Source organism: Streptomyces sp. NPDC089919 (assembly GCF_040684615.1).
Taxonomy (GTDB): Bacteria; Actinomycetota; Actinomycetes; order Streptomycetales; family Streptomycetaceae; genus Streptomyces.
This window is the reverse complement of record NZ_JBFBGK010000039.1, coordinates 17,932-35,678: the sequence shown is the minus strand read 5'-3', so window position 1 is coordinate 35,678 and position 17,747 is coordinate 17,932. Positions and strand designations below refer to the sequence as shown.

Genomic DNA, 17,747 nt, shown 5'->3' with positions numbered 1-17,747 from the left:
GGTGGCGCGGCGATCCGGCGCCGGGGGCTCTTCCCATCCTGGGTTCCGGGACCTTGCGGCATCCCTAGCTGCCGGTTGCGGTCAGGATGAGGACCGGCGGGCCCGGCTGCGGGTGCCGGCCGTGCCCAGGGGCCGGTGACGATCTCCATGCCCTGCACAGGTGCTGTGCGACGCCCTGCACAGGTGCTGTGCGACGGAGGTGTCCCGGTTCAGCGGCCCCGGGTACCGAGGAACCCCCTGGGCCCACCGCGTCGAGAGGAGTCGACGCGCACAGGGCGCAAGGGACCGAAGGGACCGAAGGCCGGGATTCATGGCGTGTCGCAGGTCCCAGCGTCGCCGCCCGGCTGCCCGGGAGGAGCCCTGATCGGGCAGGGCGGCGGGGGAGGGCCGGTCCGTCCGGCGGGCGTGGTCGCCCGTCGCGGGGCGGCCGGTGCTCAGGCCGCGCGGGCGCGGAACGTCTTCGGCAGGAGCGGCAGTACCGCTCCCATGACCGCGTACTGGTCGGGGCCCTCCGCGGCGAGGTCGGTCAGGTCGGCGAAGCCGTGCCGGTGATAGAGCCGGCGGGCCGGCGCCTGCTGCGCCGGGGTCGTCAGGATCACCCGGCGTGCGTCGCCGGCGCGGGCGCACAGCGCGGTCAGCAGCCGGGTGCCCAGTCCCCGGCCCTGGAACTCCGGAAGGACGTGCAACTCGCACAGGTAGAAGGCGTCCTCGGTCCAGGAGGAGCGGCCGGCCGCCAGGAGCCGGTGGTGGACGGGGGCCCGCCACGGGTAGTGCTCGCGGGCCGGTACCCCGTACGCGAAGCCGACGAGCCGGCCGTCGTGGAACGCGCCGATCGCGGTCAGGCCGTGGCGGCCGCGGGCGTGGCGCTCGGGCAGCCGGTGGTCGAGTGCGTGGGACGGTAGCCCCAGGGCCGCCGCCTGGACGCGGAGGGTCTCTCCTGCCAGGGCGTCGACGTCGATGGCCGTGACGGCCGGCACGGGGCGCCGGATGCTGACGTGCATGGTGTGTGCCTTTGCGCGAGGGGAAGGGGAGCGGAGCCCGGTCGGGGGTGCGGTCGAACGGCGCCGTCCCCGGGGGGATTCCACGCCGGGCACCGCTCCCGCGGCCATCCCGTTGGGGCACCCCTCGGGCCAGGACACCGGCCGTCGCCGGCCCGGCGGCCCCGGGCACGGGCGGCGGCGGAACGACTGCCCGTACGCCTGCCCCGAGGGGATCGGCCGCAGGGGACCGGCCCCGGAGGATGTGCGGACCCCACGGGCCGGCGAGGCCGCAGGCGCTCGCTCCGTATCGGTGACGTGGGATCACATGACTTTCGTACGCAGTGGAGTTGGGGCCGAAATGAATTCGAGGATCGATCTGGTCGTGGGCGGGACGCGGGCCGCGGAGCTCGTCAACGCCTATCGGGAGCGCCTGGAGCGGCTGGACCACCTGTCCGAGCAGGCAGCGCTCAACGTGGCCTGCTACGCCTACGCCTCGGGGTGCGTGCACGTGCTGGCGGCCCCGGGCCAGACCTGGGTACGGCCCGCCGCCGAGGACGGGGCCGGGGCCGGTCTCGGTGACGGCCCCGAGGCCGAGGAACTGCTGGTCATGGAGGTCGAGAACAGCGAGTCCGGCCACTTCGCGGTCTGCCGCGAGCCGTGCGGCATCATCCGCAAGCTCCCTCTGGAGGACCTCGGGAGCGGGTACGCGCTCGCCCACTGGCCGCAGGACTCCGACGTGTCGGGCCCGGCGCGGTAGGCGCCGGGCGGAAGTACCGCGGGGGCGCAGCCCTCAGCAGTCGTCCGGGTCCCGCGGCAGGTCGGCGACGGACAGGACGCGGGCGCTCATGGTGCCCATCAGATCCAGGGCCGCGGCGTGCCGGTGGGCGGTGTAGTCGCCGGTGGCGTCGAAGGGGACGAACACCTGGATGTCGCGGCTGATGGCGTCCACGCTCGTGGCGAGGATGCCGTGGCTGGCGAAGACCCCGACGACGACCAGCTGGTCGCAACCGCGCCGGCGCAGTTCGGCCTCCAGGTCGCTGGCGTAGAAGGCGCTGTAGGCGCGTTTGGCGATGCGGGTGACGTCGGGTGCGGCGAGCCGGGGGAGGGCCACCCGGTCGGCCTGTCTCGCCGACAGGCCCATGCCCCAGCAGGAGCCCAGCAGCCCCCGCTGCGCCAGGTCGTCGGCCGGCCTGGGGCCGCTGGCGAGCACGGGCACGCCGTGGCCGTCGGCCCAGTTCAGCACCTCCACCACGCGGTCGAGGAGGTGACGGCGGCCCGTCCCGGAGAGCGTGCGCAGGTAGTGCGGCTGGAGATCGTGCACGAGCAGCGCCGCCCGCTCGGGCGCCACGGCCCACAGCGGTCCGCCGCAGTGCCGTTCCAGACGTGCGACGTCGTAGTCCTCTGCCTGGAGGGAGAGAGATGTCACGGCTGCCTCGTAGGGTGGGTCGGGTGGTCGGCGGGTGCGGTGTCAGAACTCGGCGGCGTCGAACGCGGTGAGCTGCGCCTGCGGCCGCAGGGTCGGCAGGGGCACGACGAGCACCGGGCACGTCGCGTGGGCGGTGCAGTACCGCGCGGTGGAGAAGCCGGGCAGCAGGCGGCGGCGCCGGGCGCCGACGACGAGGAGGTCGCCGTCCCGGTCGGCGGCCTGGGCGAGGACCGGTCCGGCGCCGCCCAGGGCGGCGACGGCCGAGAAGCGCACGCCCGGCGGGCGGCCGCCCGCCCCGAAGGCGGACTCGAGGACCTCGGCCAGCGCGCGCTCCGCCATGGTCCGCTCCACCACGATGTGTTCGGCGCTGTGGACGTTGGGCGTGGTCGCCATCACGGCCAGCACCTCGGCGTCGAAGCGACGGGCCTCGGTCACGGCCCGGTGGAGGGCGGCGATGCTGCCCATGGAGCCGCTGACGCCCACGACGACCCGTCGGTAACCTTCGTGCATCACGTTCCTCACGCCTTCCTGAGTGGGGTCTGTGGTCGAGCCGACGGCTCAGGCCGCCACCGGGCGGCGCAGGGCCGGGGTGGCGCTCCGGGGCACGGTGCGCCCGGTCGGCCGCGGGTGCAGCCGGACGATCTTCGCGGGGGAGTCCGCCGGCGCCGCGAGCTCCGTGGCCATGCTCGTGAGCCGGGCCCGCCGGGCCCGGCGGCAGGGGGTGCACATCGGTATGTGCTCGCGCCGGTGGATGGCGTACCCCTCGGGCGTCCCGCAGGCTCCCGTCCACTCCGGCTCGGCCCCGGGGGAGTCGATCGCGTCGTCGTCCCAGCACGACGGCGGGGCGTAGCCCTTCTTCGCGGCCCGGGACTTCGCGATGCTCACCTGCCAGGCGCTGCGGCCCGCTTCGGTGGGGTCCGTGTGCTGGTACGCGGCGTAGAGGGCGGCGACCCGGTGGGCCGTGGCGGCGTAGACGAAGTTGCGGCTGCGCTGGCCGTGGATCACCGCGCTGAGGTTGCTCGCGGAGACCCCCAGCTGCTCGGCGATCCACACCCCGTCGTAGCCCAGGGCGCTGAGGGCCTGGAGGCGGCGGCGGGTGCCGAGGGGCGGGAGGTGGGCGCCGGCCCGGCACTCGTCCGGGGGCAGCTCCAGCTCGATCGTCCAGAGCTTGTCGATCGTGGACCGGAGCAGGCAGGTGACCGGTACCTCCCGGCCGCGCAGGGTCCGGTACCCCTTGATCACGTGCATGATCGTGTCGCGGCTGACGCCGCTTCGGGCCGCCATGGCCTGGGACGTCATCCCGCCCCGGTAGATCCGGCGCAGGTGGCACTGGATGTCGGAGATGTCCTTGTTGCGGGAGGGCGTACCGCGCTGGGCCAGGTACCTGCGCCGCTTGGCCTCGCGCCGGGCGAGGGCGAGCTGGTCCGGGGTCATCTGGGCCCGGGGCTTGTACGGGGACAACGGGCTCACCCTTTCGGTCGTGTCCGGGGGACGGTCGGGACCCTGCGCGGTGTGCTGCGCCGGTGTCCTCACCGTAAGAAGGGGCCCGGCGCACGGGCTCCGCCGATCGGTGGTCCTGCCCGGTGGAGGGGGCCGGAGCCGCCCGGACGGGTGCGGCGCCCTCCCCGCCCCGGCTCCGCCGACCAGGGGATCCCGGGGCCCCCGGGGCCGCGGAAGGTGGTGGTGGCAGGCCCGCACCCTGCCGGACGTCGACCCCGGGAGCCCCCGTATGCGCCGTGTACCGAACCTGCTGCCGCCCCGTCTGCGGGAGGCACCGCTGCGGCAGCGCGTCCTGGCCGTCGGGCCCGCCCTGACCGCCGTGCTCTGCACGGCCGCCGTCGCCCTCGGTCTGGTGCTGTTCGCCCGCCCGCCGGCCGCCGCCGTCCTGGCGCAGCGGTTGCCCGGGACCCCGGTGGCCCCGGCCTGGCCGACGGCCGGGCAGGCGGCGTTCGCGGTGGACGGCGGGGGCCACCTCGCCTCTCCGGACCAGAGCCCCGTACCGGTGGCCAGCACGGCCAAGCTCATGACGGCGTACGTGTTCCTGGCCCGGCACCCGCTGGAGCCGGGCCGGTCCGGGCCCTCGTACACCGTGTCCGCCGCGGAGGCCGCCCGCTACGGCGACCGCTCCGCAGCGTCGCAGTCGCTCGTGCCGTTGCGGGCCGGGCAGCGGCTCACCGAGCGGCAGGCCCTGCAGGCGCTGCTCGCGGCCTCGGCGAACAACGTCGCCGACGAGCTGGCCCGCTGGTACGGCCCGGATCCCGGCGGCTTCGTCGCCGCGATGAACCGCACCGCGCACGACCTCGGCATGGAACGGACCCACTACACCGGTCCCAGCGGCCTCGAGGCGACCACCGTCAGCACGGCCGCGGACCAGGTCCGGCTGCTGCGGGCGGCCCTGCGCCTGCCGGACTTCGCCGCCCTGGCCGGCACCTCGTACACCGACGTGCTGGGACACCGCCACGCCAACACCAACCCCATGCTGGGTCACGACGGAGTGTTCGCGGGGAAGACCGGCACCACCCGGCAGGCCGGCCGCAATCTGGTCTTCGCCGCCCGCCGCGAGATCGACGGCCACCCCCGGATCGTGGTCGGGGCCGTGCTCGGCCAGCCGAGCCCGGCCACGCTGACCGGCACGGCCCGGCAGCTGATCACCGACAGCGACCGGTCCCTCGCCACCACCGCGGTGGTCCGGGCCGGGGAGGTCCTGGCCCACGTCCGCGACGGCTGGGGCCGCAGCGTCGCCCTGCACGCCGCGCACGATCTGAAGGTCGCCGCGTCCCCGGGCTCCCTCGTCACCCTGGCGGTCGACCCGGGAGACCCGCTGGCCGGCGGCGCCCCGGCGGGTGTCACGGCCGGACGGGTCGCCCTGACGGGCCTGCACCCGGCGGGCGGCGCGCCCGCGGGCAGGACGGACGGAGCCGCCGGTGCGGCCGCGGGCACCCCGAGCGTCGCCCTCGTGACGGCGCAGCGGCTGCCCGCCGCCCCCGCTCCGGTCAGGGTGCTCATGAGCCCGTGGGCCGGGGTGAGCTGGGTCCTGCGGGCGCTGGGGGGATAGGCGGCGCGCCGGCCGCCGGGCGGCCAGGTCTCCCTCGGCCACCCGCATCACCGGTCCGCGTGCGCTCCGCCGCCGTCCTCGTCCCCGTCACTGTCCCCGTCCCCGTCGCCCCCGCCGGTCACCGCGGCCGGCCGCGGTGCGCCGTCCGGGGCGTCCTCGGCCGGCTCCGACCCGTCGTCCGGCTCGTCAGGACCGCCGTCGGCGGCGGACCGGACCCCGACGCCGTCGTACCCGCCCGGGTCCGTGCCCACCGGCGGGCGGGGGCGTACGCCGAAACGGCTCCCGGTCGGGCCCCCGGCGGCGGGCCGGAGGAGGGCGCTGCCCCGGCCGCTTCCCGTCCCCCGGGGACACCGGGCGTCCGACGGCCCGCTGCCGATGCCCCCGGGGGCATCGGTGCCCCCGCCGGGGTGGCCGGTCGGCCTCCCCGTCCATTGCGTGCCGGAGGGGGTTGCACCCAGGGGGCCGGGCCGCTCGGGGCGGCCGGTGGCCCGGGCGTCGTCCGCCGGCCCCGACGCCGCACCGGGCGGTGTCCACCCGACGTCCGCGGCCGCGGACTGCGTGACGCCCGCGGCCATCAGAAGTGCGGCCAGACCTGCACCGGCGAGCGCGCTCCCGTGCGACGGGAGGCGCCGCGTCCTGCCCATGTTCCCGTGCTCCCTCTGCCTGCGCCGGCCTCCTGGGTGAGTGGCCCCGGGAAGGAACCTTCGGCCCCGCCCGCCGCGCACGCAGGGGCCTTTCGGGTACCCGGTCGCGCAGATCCGGCGGGCGGGTGGGGGACGTCCCGACGACGCCGCGCACGCCGTCCGGCGATCCACCGTCGGGCCGGGCGTGGCCGGGCAGGGTCCGGCGGCAGTGCCGACGACGGCCGGCACGGAGGGCGGCTCCAGCTCGAATCGGATGGCCGGGTGTTTTGTCAATCCCCCGAAAGGTTCTAGCCGCATCGGCCTAATCACTGCCCGTACGCCCCGTCCGCAACCGGGCGCCGCCGGACAGGATTGCTCCTTGCACACCCTGATGGAGGCTCCCCCCATGAACAGCACGTCCCGGCCGCGCATCCGCGTACTGATCGCGGATGACCACCCCGTCTACCGCCACGGGGTACACCGGGAACTGGAGGCCGACGACAACCTCGATGTCGTCCGCGTCTGCCAGGACGGCAAGGAGGCGCTGTCCGCGATCATGGAGGTCGAGCCGGACGTCGCCGTCCTCGACCACCGCATGCCCGGTCTCGACGGTGCCCAGGTCGCCCGTACCGCGACGGAGTCCGGCTCGGCCACCAGGATGCTGATCCTGTCCGCGTTCACGGAGAACGCCACGGTCTACCAGGCCCTGCGGGACGGGGCCTGGGGCTACCTCACCAAGGAGGCCGAACCGCAGGAGATCGTCCAGGCGATCAAGGCGTGCCACAAGGGCGACCCCGTCCTGCCGCCGCGCCTCACCGCCGGCCTGATCTCCGAGATCCGCACCCGCACCGAGATCCGCGACCCGCACCTGACCCAGCGGGAGATGGAGATCCTCAGAATGCTGGCGTCCGGGATGTCCACCCCGGAGATAGCCCGGGCGGTGTACCTGGCGCCTTCCACCGTCAAGACCCACATCCAGCACGTCTGCGACAAGCTGGGGGTCTCCGGCCGTGCCGCCATCGTGGCCGAGGCCATGCGCCGGGGGATCCTCGATTAGCGGGGGCCCGGGCGCCCCCGGGTCCGCCGTCCTGGTGGCCCCCGGGAGTCCCCCCGCCGACCGACCCGCCGGTGCAGTGTCCCCCCGGGCCCGCCGCCTGCCGGTCGAGGTCCCCCACATCCGGGATTCCCCTGTGAAGCACGCCACTCCCGCCGAAGCCCGCGGATGGGCCCCGGCCGTTCTCCAGCGCAGCTCCGCAGTCGGTCTGGCGGACGTCCTCACCTCCTACCGCGCGGACGTGATCCGCACCTCCGGATGGCTGCGCCTGGCCTTCCTGACCGTCCTCGCCCTCGCCTCGTGCCTCGAGGGCGCGGGCGGCTCCCGGCTGCCCGCGCCCGAGGCGGCGGTGCTGGCCGGCTACGGCCTGCTCTCGGCGGCCGTGGCCGTCGGCCGGCGGCGGCTGCCGGCACTGCGCCCGCTGCACCGCGTCGCCACCGCCCAGTTGTGGGGCGACATCGTCGTGGTGGTCGTGCTCGCCCTGGTCTCGGACGGAGCTCCGGCCCTGGCCCTCGCGCTGTTCCTGGTGCCGATGTTCGCCGGCTTCCAGATCCCGGTGCGGCGCACCGCGGTGCTCGCCGGGGTGTGCTTCGCCGCGTACCTGCTGCTGTTGGCGGGGGACACGCGGCTGCGGGAGCGCACCGGCGACGGGGACACCCTGGCCGTCCTCGCCTTCCTCGTCCTGACCTGTCTGGCCTGCCTGGTGGTGGCCCGTCAGTACCAGGAGCGGGCCGAACGGGTCCACGAGCTCACCCGGGAGCGGGGGCAGCTCCTGGCCGAGGTGATGTGCGTCGAGGAGCGGGAGCGGGCGGCCCTGGCGGAGCTGCTGCACGACGGTCCGCTCCAGTCCGTCCTGGCCGTACGGCTGGAACTGGGCACCGCCCAGCGGCTCTCGGGGCCGGACCGGGTCGCCACCGCCCGGGTCAGGCTCCTGGACATCTCCCGGCAGCTGCGCGACCTGACCGCCGAACTGCACCCGCTCATGCTGGAGGCCAAGGGCATCGGGCACATCCTCAGCCTGCTGGCCAACACCACCGCGGAGCGGGCCGGCCTGGAGGGCGGATGCGAGATCAGCGTGCACCACGACACCGCGCACCCCGACCCGCGCGAGGGACTGGTGTTCACCGCCGCCCGCGAGCTCCTCAACAACGTCGTCCTGCACGCGCAGGCCACCCGGTTCGACGTCGCGCTGACGGACCGGGACGGGGTGTGGCGGCTGGAGGTGTCCGACGACGGCCGTGGCATCGCCCCGGACGAGCCCCGCAGCAAGCTGCTCAACGGGCACATCGGGCTCGCCTCGATGCGCATCCGGATCGAGGCCGTCGGTGGTGCGATGGCGATCGTCTCGGGGTCGGGGGGAACCACGGTCACCATCACGCTGCCTCCTGCCGAACCGGGCGACGGCCGCTCCCGGGACGACCTGGCGGTGCCCGTCCGCCGGCGCCGGGGGGCCCGCGGGCGCCGCCCGTGAGAACGGCCGGCACCGTGACCGCCACGGCGTGAGAGCGCGGCGGCGGCACCGGGACGCGGTGCCCGTACCGCTGCCGGCAAGGCGGGGACAGCCCTGCGTCAACCCGGCGCCGGGCAGGGTGGAAGTCCCCGTGTCCACCCCGATGCACGCCGGGTCCTCCGGCAGGTTGGCGTGCCCATGCGACTCATCGCCCCCACCGGCCGCCGGCGCCGTGCCCCGCAGGAGCACGCGCCGCAACGCACCGCGGAGCCGCCCCGGCGCGGCCGGGCCGAGCGCCGGCGGCTGGCCCGCCGTGCCCGGCGGCGCCGGTCGGGCCGGGGACCCCGCCGCACCGCCGCCGTCCTGTGCGCGGCCGTCGTTCTGACCCTGCTGGTCAAGACGTTCGCCGTGCAGGCCTTCGTCATCCCCTCCCGGTCGATGGAACCCACCCTGCGCGTCGGCGACCGGGTGCTGACGGACACGTTCACCCGGTGGTTCGGCGCCACCCCGGAACGCGGCGAGGTGGTCGTGTTCCACGCGCCCGAAGGCTGGACACCACCGCAGCGGACGACTGCGGGCACGAAGCCGGGGTTCCCGGGAGAAGGACTGCTCACCGCGCTGGGACTGGCGCCGGTGGACGACGGCAGGACGATGATCAAACGCGTGGTCGCGGTGGGGGGCGACGTCGTGGCGGGGGACGCCGAGGGGGACGTCCGCGTCAACGGCGTGCTCGACCGGCCGCCCGGGCCGGCGGCGGCAGCGGTCCGTCCGGGCAAGCCGTTCCGCGTCACCGTGCCCGCCGGCCGGCTGTTCGTGCTCGGCGACAACCGCGGCAACTCGGCCGATTCCCGCTTCCACCTCGACGACGGCCACGAAGGATCGATACCGGAGGACTCCGTGATCGGAGGGGCCTTCGCGGTGGCCTGGCCCACCGCGCACTGGCGCACGGTGTAGGCCGCGTCCCCCTGACCGGCCCCCTGATCGGTGGAGGACCGTCAGCCCCCGCCGGACCAGCATGGAAGGCACTCCCGGCCGTGCCGCGGGCCACCACGGCACGTCCGGGCCACCACTGCCGCGACGTGCTCCGTGGCGACCGCCCCGGGAGCAGTCGAAAGCCCGTGCCCTCCCGGCCCGACCGATTGGCGAGACCGCCTTGAACGCCAGGATCCTCTCCCCTCTGTCCGGTGCCGGCACACTGGTGTCCCCGCCGCCGCTCCCCCTCGCCGTGCCGCGTCCCGCCGCCGGCCGGCCGGCCACCCTCTCCCTCGGCGTGGAGGAGGAGTACCTGCTCGTCGACGCCCGGACCTGGCACCTGGTCCCGGCCGCCCCGGAGATCCTCGCGGACGTGGCGCAGGCGGACCACGCCTTCCACGGCGAGGGCACCCTGCACCAGGTCGAGACGGCCACCCCCGTGCACCACACCCTCGACGGCCTGCGGGAGAGCCTGACCGGCGCCCGCCGCGTCCTGGGCGCCGCCGCCCGGGCCCGCGGGTACCGCCTGATCGCGGCCGCCTCCCCGGTGCTCACCCCGCCCGCCCCGCTGGCGCTGAACCTCGACAAGGAACGCCGGCGCACCCGGCGGACCCTCTTCGGCACCCTCACCGACAACCTCGTCAGCTGCGGCCGGCACGTGCACGTGGGCACGGTCGACAAGCCGTCCGCCGTCCGGGTCTCCAACCGGATGCGCCCGTGGGTCCCGACCTTCGTCGCCCTCGCGGCGGGCTCCCCGATCTGGCACGGCAAGGACACCGGCCACGCGAGCTGGCGCACCGTCACCTGGTCCTCGTGGCCCTCGGCCGGCCTGCCGCCGCACTTCGCCTCCACGGCCGCCTACGACGGCGCCGTCCGGGGCCTGATCCACTCCGGCGCGGCCCTGGACACCGGGATGGTCTACTGGGACCTGCGGCCGAGCGAGAACTGGCCCACCCTCGAACTCCGGGCCCCGGACATGTCGCCCCGGCTGGACGGGGCGCTGCTCCAGGCGGCCCTGGCCCGCGCGCTGACGGCCCACATCCTCGCCGAGGAGCCGGACCTGTCCGGCTCGCCCTTCACCTCCGACCGGACGCTGCGGCTGGCCCGTTGGCGCGCCGCCCGCGACGGGCTCGAAGGCACCGGGATCGACCCGTTCACGGGCGCCGAGGTGCCCGCGGCCACGCTCGCCTGGCAGCTCGTGGACCTGCTCGGACCCGAGCTGGAGGCGGCCGGGGACTACGGACACGTCTCCCGGACCCTGACGGACATGCTCCGCGAGGGGTCGGCCGCGGCCCGCCAGCGGGCCGTCTTCGCACGCCGCGGACGCGCGACGGACGTGCTGCGCCACCTCGCGGAGGAGACCGAGGCCTGCTGACGCCCGCACCCGCTCCTTCGGCCCGCCCGGGGCCCCACGCCCCGGGCGGGCCGTCGGCACGTACCGCCGCCGGGCGCCCCGGGGGCTGCCCGAAGGACTGTCCCTCTGCTGCCTGCCCGGGCCGCCCCGGGCCGATTGACTGCCGATGAAGCATCTGGCGCCGGGTCAGGTTGTGAACGACGAAGGAGCCATGGGCAGCATGGGGAAAAGGAAGCACCGCAGCTCGCGCAAGGGTGTCTACATCGGGGCGGGGGCCGCGATGGCGGCGATCTCCTTCGCCGTGCTCCCACAGGCGAGCGCGTCGCCGGACACGCTTCCGGAAGCCATCGAGCTGAAGGACCCGAGCTTCGAGGACCAGAACCTCAGGAGTTGGTACTTCTGGCCCGGTGGCGGCCAGTCGCTTCCGAGTGACAGCTCGGTGAGCGCCTCACAGGGCGGCCGCTACATGAAGATGAACGGCGTGACCTCTCAGGACGTCACGGTCCGGCCTGGCAGTAAGCTCAGATTCCGCTTGGACTACCGGGCCTACGCGAAGGCTGCGGGTTATCGCATCACCGCATCGAACAACAAGGCCCAGTACTACGAATACCTGTCCTTCGTCACGGACACGCAGGTCAAGAAATGGCAGACCGCCAGCGGGATCTTCTCGATGCCGGGCGACCTTCCCCCCGTCAATGACAGCGACGTCAAGAACAACCTGCGGCTCAAGATAGGTTCGCATGTCGAGCATGACAATGAGCCGATTCTGGTCGACAATTTTGTTGTCGAGTACCTGCCGAGCGTCAGGGTCGAATCCGTTCAACCGTCGCAGCCGGTGCAGATCGGGTCCGAGGTGGAAGTGACTACGACCATCCATCACGAGGGGGGCGGTGCCCTCCATGAGGCCCTGCTCTCCGTGCCCCTTCCCCGCGGAGTGAGTTACGAAGGGCGGGCCGGTGACGCCACGGTGACGCTGAACGACGGGCAGCCGGTCAACGTTCCCGCCGTGGAGAAGACGGACGGGGCCCGGCGGCTGGAAATCAAGCCCGGCGCGGGTGGTGGCGACGTGACCGCGGGCACGTACGTGGTGAAGTACAAAGTGCGGATAGGCGGCGAGGTGGATGACAAATTCAGCCTCAAGCCCACTTTGTTCCACAAATGGGCCAGTGCTGATTCGTTCGACCAGCAGATGGACGTCACGCCCGTCGACTTCCAGGTGGCCAAGTCCGATGCGCAGCTGGTCGAGGGCGGGTTCGCGGGGGTGTACGAGAAGAACAAGGACGCGGTGCTCCAGATTCCTGTGAAGAACCTCGGGGAACACGATGCGAAGGGTGTCAAGGTCAAGGTCGAGCCCAAGAACGGGATCGCCGCCTTCGATGCCAATGACGATTGTGTCAAGGTGGCGGGAGGGGCGGTCGAATGCTCTGTCGGCGACCTCGCTCCCGACGCCAAGAAGACGATCGAAGTGAAGGGGCGTGTCACAGGCTCCGGCGTCCTGCAGGCAAAGGCGACCGTAACGGCCGACAGTCGGCAGATGTCACCGAGAGAGCAGACGTACACCGGTCAGATCGACAACTACTTCAAACTGGACCTGACGACTGTTGTCCGTCATGCGAACGGCGACGTGGCGAAGACCGTGGAGCCGGGGGAGAAGCTCACCTTCGAGGCCAAGGTGACGAACTCCGGCCCGGACGCCGTCGGAGGTCTCTCCTACAAGCTCGTGCTGCCCAAGGGTCTGGCGTCCGATCAGCCGATACCCGCAAAGTGGGATGTCGGTACGCTGGATTCCCAGCAGAGCCGGGAGATGAAGTTCACGGCCACCGCCCCTGCCGATCTTCCCGAGTTCTTCTATTCCGTACTGCGCACCTCGGCGACGGGTCAGGACAGGTCGGAGCACAAGGACGCCGAAGCCAAGGTCGAGGTCAATCGCAGTGCGCAGCTGGAGGCATCGGTGTCCGTGGACCGCGGTGGCGCGAAAACGGACGGCCCCTTGGTGCCGAACACGCCCGTCGGGTACACGGTGAAGATCAAGAACAGCGGTCCGTCCACCGCACAGAACGTGGTCGTCTCACAGTCCCTTCCCGAGGGGTTCGCCTCGGGAATGCCGGTACTCCAGAAGGGGCTCAGCTACGACAGCGAGCAGAACAAGTGGACCGTCGACTCGATCCCGGCCGGTCAGACCGTCGAACTCACCCTGAAGGGACGGGTTCTGCCCGACCACTCGTCGCTCACGTACGAGGCGAAGATCGAAGAGGCCTCCATCCCCGACAGCCGGGGCGCGTACGGTGAGGTGGAGAGCCACCGGGTGTCCCAGACGTCCGAGGTCACCCAGCAGGCGGAGATCAACGTCGCGGTCGCGCGGACGAAGCCGAAGGCCGAGGCCCGGCCCGGTGAGGAAGTCACCTGGAACGTCACCGCGTCGAACGCCGGGCCGTCGATCGCCAAGGGCGTGGAGATAGCCAACAAGCTGCCTGAGGGGGTCACCCTGACCTCCGCCAAGGACGAGGACGGCAAGGACGTCGCGCTCGAGGGGAACGTGTGGAAGCCGGCCGACCTCGCGCCGGGTGACACCGCGACGCTCACGGTCACCGGTACCGTACCCGCGGACCGGGACACGCTCGACTTCACGTCCTCGGTCGCCAGGTCCGCCACCCCCGACATTCGTGGGGCCATCGGGGAGGTACCCCAGCACAAGGCGGTCAACTCGCTGAAGGCCATCCAGCAGGCGGACCTGGACGTGACGCTCACGCCGGCCGCGAGCGGCCTCAAGCCGGGGGAGAAGGGCACCGTGACGGTCACCGTGTCCAACGCGGGCCCCTCCCTCGCGAAGGGCACCACCGCGGAGCTGTCGCTGCCGGACAACCTGACCGGGATCACGGACGACGGCAAGGGGACCTTCGACGCGCAGAGCGGCACCTGGAAGGTCGGTGACCTGAAGGTGGGCGACGAGAAGTCGCTGACCCTGACCTTCTCCTCCGACACGGAGCAGGAGAGCACCTTCTCGGTCCTGGCGCTCGCCTCGGCCGCCGAGGACCCCAACGCGTGCGTGGACGTGTGCGCGAGTGCGATCGCCAAGATCAGCAAGAGCGGCGAAGCGCCCGCGGCCCCCGGTGACTCCGGTGACGGCGCGGGCGGCGGCTCCGGTGGTGAGTCCGACGGGCTCGCCGGGGGCGCCGAAGAGAAGTCGGCCCTCGACCAGGCCCTGGCCGCCACCGGTAGCAACGCCCTGTGGCTGGGAGCCGGCGCCCTCGGCGCGGTCGGCGTCGGTGCCGCCCTGCTGATCGCGGCCCGCCGCCGCCGGGCCTGACCGCCCGGGGCGTCGCCCCGCCACCCGGCCCCGCCTCCTGAAGGAGGCGGGGCCGGACCCGTGCGGGGTCTCCTCGTCGCTGTGGTCGGGCCGCCCGCGCGTCAGACCAGGGCCGAGCCGGCCTTCCACTGCGACCAGGACAGGTTCCAGTCGCTCAGCCCGTTGGACGCCTTGACGGTGCCGCCCCCTGCCGAGTTCTTCACCACCAGGACGTCGCCCACCAGGGAGTTGTCGTAGAACCAGGCGGCGGGGGTCTTCGGGTCCGCGCCGCCCTTGACGTCCCGGAGCCCGATGCAGCCGTGGCTGGTGTTCGACGTGCCGAAGACCGAAGGGGCGGCCCAGTAGTTGCCGTGGACGAAGGTGCCCGAGGTGGTCAGGCGCATCGCGTGCGGCACGTCGGGGATGTCGTAGGCGGGCTCGCCGTCGGGGCCGAGGAGGCCGACGGTGGCCCCGTTCATGCGGGCCCGCAGGCTCTTCGAGGAGATGACCATCGTGCCGTTGTAGGTGGCGTGCTCCGCGTCACCCGTGGTCACCGGAAGTTCCTTGAGCGTCCTGCCGGACCGGACCACGGTCATCGTCGAGGTGGCGGCGTCGACGGTGGAGATCTGGGAGCGGCCCACGGTGAAGCCGACGGACCGGTCCTGCACGCCCACCGCGCCGGGGGCGGCGGTGACGCCGTCGAGGGCCAGGCGCACCCGGACGGTCGTCCGGGGCTTCCAGAACGTCTGCGGGCGGAAGTCCAGGCGGCGCGGACCGAACCAGTGGCCGGTCACCTGCTGCCCGGAGGAGGCGGTCACCTCGACCGCCTCCTCGACGGCCCGCTCGTTGCGGACGGGCTTGTCGAACTGCACCGACACCGGCATGCCGACCCCGACGGTGGCCGAGGCCGCGGGGGTGACGGTGGCGCGCAGGGCCTGCGAGGCCGGGAGCGTGGCGAACGACGCGTCCCGGCTGACCGGCGCGCCCCCGGCGCCCTCCGCCACCGCGTGCAGCGTGTAGTCGGTGCCCAGGGCCAGCGGACCGGAGGCGGTCCACTCGGCGCGGTCGGGGGACAGCGTGCCCGCGGCGCCGGCGCCGGACCGCGGCTCCATCGTCACCGAGACCAGGTGCCCGCCGGTCACCGACACCACGGGTGTCTGCGAGGGGCGGATGCCGCTGCTCCCGTCGGGGAGGCTGAACGATATCCGTGCCGGCGGCACGTGGGCATGGCCGGGGGCGTCGGCGAGGGTGCCGGTGGCGTCGGGGAGGAAGAAGGGCACGGCCGCCGCCACGGCGCACACCGCCACCGCCGTGCAGCCGAGCGTCCTGGCCGAGGGCTTCTTCATCTGCGGACTCCGGCGTTCTCTCTGGGGGGACGGGGCGCACTGCGCTGCCCATCGTGTCCGCATCGTGCGTTCGTACGAGTCGTCCGGTCGGCCCCTGCGACGGTGGGTGCGGGGGTCCTTCGACGGGGGGAGGAGCCACGGGGCGGCCGGCGGACAGGGAGGGGGTGGCCGCCCCGCGGCCCCGTTCGCGGCTGCGCCTCCGCCCGGATCGGCGGAGGCGCAGCGGCGGGTCGGCCCGGGGACCGGTACCGGACGGATGGTCCGGTACGGCGCACCGGCAGGAGCATGCCTGTGCCCTGCTCCGTCCTGCGGGCCCGAGGTGCCGCCCCCGGTCGGGGCGGGCCTCCGGCCCGGCGCCGTGCCCGGCGCCGGGCACCCGTGGACGGCCGGCGTGGTCGGGGCAAGGATCCGCCGGCCGTCACGCCCCCGGCAGGTGTCCGGTACCGGGAGCAGCCGACCGTGGGGTAACGGCCGACCCCCGCACCGTAGGGCGCGCCGACCGGGCGCCGGAGCAGCCGAGCGGACCGTGAAAGGACGGATGCCCGCGGGCCCGGAGGAGTAGTCCTCCGGGCCCGCGGGCGGCCGGTCAGCTCGACCGGGCGGGGAAGGAGAACCCGTAGCCCTGTGCCTTGAGCCACGGCAGCAGCTGCGTGAGGGCCGCGACGGTCTGGGAACGGTCCCCGCCGCCGTCGTGGAAGAGGATGACCGGCCCGTTCTTCTCCGCCACCTGCTTCTCGACCGTCCCGACGATGCTCGCCGTGCCCGGGCGGCTCCAGTCCTTGGGGTCGACCTGCCAGCCGAGCGGGCGCAGGCCGTGCGCGGCGGCGATGGCCCGGCTGGTGGGGGTGAACGCACCGCCGGGTGCGCGGTAGTACTCGGCCGCCGGCCCGCCGGCCGCCCGGTCGATCATGGCCTGGCCGCCGAGGATCTCCGCCTTCTGATAGGCGGCGGACTTCTTGTCCATCGTCATGTCGTGGTCCACGGAGTGGTCGCACAGCCGGTTGCCGGCGGCGGCCACCTGCTTCACCAGCGCCGGGTAGCGGGCCGCGTTCTTGCCGATCATGCAGAAGGTGGCGTGGACGTCGTTCTGGGCGAGAACCTTGAGGACCTTCGGCGTCCAGAGGGGGCTGGGGCCGTCGTCGATCGTGATGTCGACCGTGTGCGGGCCGCCTTCGGAGGTCGTGGCGAAGCCGTCGGGGACCGTGCCCGGCGCCGCGGGGGTGCCCGGTGCCGCGGGGCTGCCGGGTTCCGCCGGTACCTGCGGGGTGCCCGGGCGGGCGACGTCCTGCACCATCGCGGCGTGCTCCGGGGCCGACGGCTTCGCCGGGGCCGCTGAGGCACTGGCGCTGCAGGCCGTCGCGCTCAGGGCGAGTACGGCCGTCGCCGCGGCGGCCGGGGCGAGGTACCGCATTCGGTTCTTCGGGGGCATGCGCACTCCCTGCTCGGGATTCGGACGGGACGTCGTCTCCGAGCCTGGCCTCGCAAGGGGCCGCGCGGCCTCGGCCGATCGGCCCCCGCGGCGGTTGACCGGCGGACCACCGGGTGACTCCGGTCACCGTGCACGGTCTGGCCCCAAGCGGAGGCCGTTGGGGGATTCGCCGCCGCCGGGGCCCTGCCTAGTTTGCGATCATGTCTGCACGATCTTGCGACCTCTGCGGGGCCCCCTTCGGGGGGAGGGCCGGCTACCTGGTCACCGGAGCGGTCTGGCGCGATCATCGGTGGATGTCGCGCCGCCTGCTGCTGTGCGCCGCGTGCTTCGTCGCGCGCAGGGGGCGCGGCAACCAGGACCACCAACGGCTGCCGTTCACGTGGATCGCGGTCAGCGGCCGGGGCCGGCGGCTGCCCGCCGCGCCCTGCGGACTGTGCGGGCAGCCGGTCGTCCGCAACGACGATCCGCTGCTGCTGCGGGTGCTGTGCTCGCACGCCTGCGCGACCGGGTACCAGCGGCGGGTACGGGCGGGCGAGCCGCCCGGTCCGGCCGGCCGTGCGGGCGTCCTGCTCGCCACACCCGAAGGCGTGGACCGGCTGCGGATCCAGGTACGGCTGGAACGCGCCGTGCTGCGCACGGCGGTGAAGGCCGCGGCCCGGCGCGACCAGGACCTGGACCGGTACCTGGAACACCTGATCACGGTGGACACCCGAGGCGCCCGGCGCTGAGCCGCGGAAGCGGCGGCCGTCCCGGACCGGGACGTCCCGGACCG

At 74.0% G+C, this 17,747-nt stretch carries 15 protein-coding genes; 8 read left to right on the top strand and 7 right to left on the bottom strand.

Features of this window, described 5'->3' with window-relative positions:
- Nucleotides 1–434: 434 nt before the first annotated feature.
- The gene (locus AB0O40_RS17770; RefSeq protein WP_365041886.1) at nucleotides 435–1,001 is read right to left on the bottom strand and encodes a GNAT family N-acetyltransferase; all 567 of its coding nucleotides are present in this window, start codon (nucleotides 999–1,001) and stop codon (nucleotides 435–437) included.
- Between the two features lie 337 nt (nucleotides 1,002–1,338).
- Between AB0O40_RS17770 and AB0O40_RS17765 the strand changes: the two genes are divergently transcribed.
- On the top strand, nucleotides 1,339–1,737 hold the full coding sequence (locus AB0O40_RS17765; RefSeq protein ID WP_365041883.1) for a hypothetical protein: 399 nt from the start codon (nucleotides 1,339–1,341) through the stop codon (nucleotides 1,735–1,737).
- 33 nt (nucleotides 1,738–1,770) lie between these two features.
- Here the strand turns inward: AB0O40_RS17765 and AB0O40_RS17760 are convergent, their stop codons facing one another.
- From AB0O40_RS17760 to AB0O40_RS17750, 3 genes are read right to left on the bottom strand one after another with little or no spacing between them, the layout of a single operon-like run.
- The gene (locus AB0O40_RS17760) at nucleotides 1,771–2,406 is read right to left on the bottom strand and encodes an isochorismatase family protein (RefSeq protein WP_365041880.1); all 636 of its coding nucleotides are present in this window, start codon (nucleotides 2,404–2,406) and stop codon (nucleotides 1,771–1,773) included.
- A gap of 42 nt (nucleotides 2,407–2,448) precedes the next feature.
- A complete protein-coding gene (locus tag AB0O40_RS17755; RefSeq protein WP_365041877.1) occupies nucleotides 2,449–2,916 on the bottom strand; it encodes a universal stress protein in 468 nt (155 codons plus the stop codon).
- 48 nt (nucleotides 2,917–2,964) lie between these two features.
- Nucleotides 2,965–3,867 carry a hypothetical protein gene (locus AB0O40_RS17750; protein ID WP_365041874.1) on the bottom strand — a complete coding sequence of 301 codons (903 nt, stop codon included), beginning with the start codon at nucleotides 3,865–3,867 and terminating at the stop codon, nucleotides 2,965–2,967.
- Nucleotides 3,868–4,135: 268 nt separating this feature from the next.
- Here AB0O40_RS17750 and AB0O40_RS17745 point away from each other — a divergent pair, with 268 nt between their 5' ends.
- Nucleotides 4,136–5,461, top strand: a complete 1,326-nt coding sequence (locus AB0O40_RS17745) for a serine hydrolase (RefSeq protein WP_365041871.1) — start codon at nucleotides 4,136–4,138, stop codon at nucleotides 5,459–5,461.
- A gap of 47 nt (nucleotides 5,462–5,508) precedes the next feature.
- On the opposite strand, the gene AB0O40_RS17740 is transcribed toward AB0O40_RS17745, so the two are convergent.
- Nucleotides 5,509–5,712: a hypothetical protein gene (locus tag AB0O40_RS17740; protein WP_365041868.1), complete on the bottom strand. Its 204-nt coding sequence runs from the start codon at nucleotides 5,710–5,712 to the stop codon at nucleotides 5,509–5,511.
- A 778-nt stretch (nucleotides 5,713–6,490) separates the two neighbouring features.
- Here AB0O40_RS17740 and AB0O40_RS17735 point away from each other — a divergent pair.
- The 5 genes from AB0O40_RS17735 to AB0O40_RS17715 all read left to right on the top strand — a co-directional run bounded on the left by AB0O40_RS17735 (nucleotide 6,491) and on the right by AB0O40_RS17715 (nucleotide 14,221).
- The gene (locus AB0O40_RS17735; RefSeq protein WP_365041865.1) at nucleotides 6,491–7,141 is read left to right on the top strand and encodes a response regulator transcription factor; all 651 of its coding nucleotides are present in this window, start codon (nucleotides 6,491–6,493) and stop codon (nucleotides 7,139–7,141) included.
- Between the two features lie 133 nt (nucleotides 7,142–7,274).
- Entirely contained in the window at nucleotides 7,275–8,609 is a 1,335-nt protein-coding gene (locus AB0O40_RS17730) for an ATP-binding protein (protein WP_365041862.1), read from the top strand.
- Nucleotides 8,610–8,786: 177 nt separating this feature from the next.
- The gene (lepB, locus tag AB0O40_RS17725; protein ID WP_365041859.1) at nucleotides 8,787–9,542 is read left to right on the top strand and encodes a signal peptidase I; all 756 of its coding nucleotides are present in this window, start codon (nucleotides 8,787–8,789) and stop codon (nucleotides 9,540–9,542) included.
- A 199-nt stretch (nucleotides 9,543–9,741) separates the two neighbouring features.
- Nucleotides 9,742–10,935, top strand: coding sequence for a glutamate--cysteine ligase (locus tag AB0O40_RS17720; protein WP_365041856.1), 1,194 nt, complete (start codon nucleotides 9,742–9,744; stop codon nucleotides 10,933–10,935).
- Between the two features lie 145 nt (nucleotides 10,936–11,080).
- Nucleotides 11,081–14,221 carry a CARDB domain-containing protein gene (locus AB0O40_RS17715; protein ID WP_365041853.1) on the top strand — a complete coding sequence of 1,047 codons (3,141 nt, stop codon included), beginning with the start codon at nucleotides 11,081–11,083 and terminating at the stop codon, nucleotides 14,219–14,221.
- A gap of 101 nt (nucleotides 14,222–14,322) precedes the next feature.
- On the opposite strand, the gene AB0O40_RS17710 is transcribed toward AB0O40_RS17715, so the two are convergent.
- Together AB0O40_RS17710 and AB0O40_RS17705 are read right to left on the bottom strand one after the other, a co-directional pair.
- On the bottom strand, nucleotides 14,323–15,546 hold the full coding sequence (locus AB0O40_RS17710) for an Ig-like domain-containing protein (protein ID WP_365041850.1): 1,224 nt from the start codon (nucleotides 15,544–15,546) through the stop codon (nucleotides 14,323–14,325).
- A 586-nt stretch (nucleotides 15,547–16,132) separates the two neighbouring features.
- A complete protein-coding gene (locus tag AB0O40_RS17705; protein WP_365041847.1) occupies nucleotides 16,133–16,975 on the bottom strand; it encodes a polysaccharide deacetylase family protein in 843 nt (280 codons plus the stop codon).
- Between the two features lie 293 nt (nucleotides 16,976–17,268).
- Here AB0O40_RS17705 and AB0O40_RS17700 point away from each other — a divergent pair, with 293 nt between their 5' ends.
- The gene (locus AB0O40_RS17700) at nucleotides 17,269–17,703 is read left to right on the top strand and encodes a hypothetical protein (RefSeq protein WP_365041844.1); all 435 of its coding nucleotides are present in this window, start codon (nucleotides 17,269–17,271) and stop codon (nucleotides 17,701–17,703) included.
- The last annotated feature ends 44 nt before the right edge of the window (nucleotides 17,704–17,747 follow it).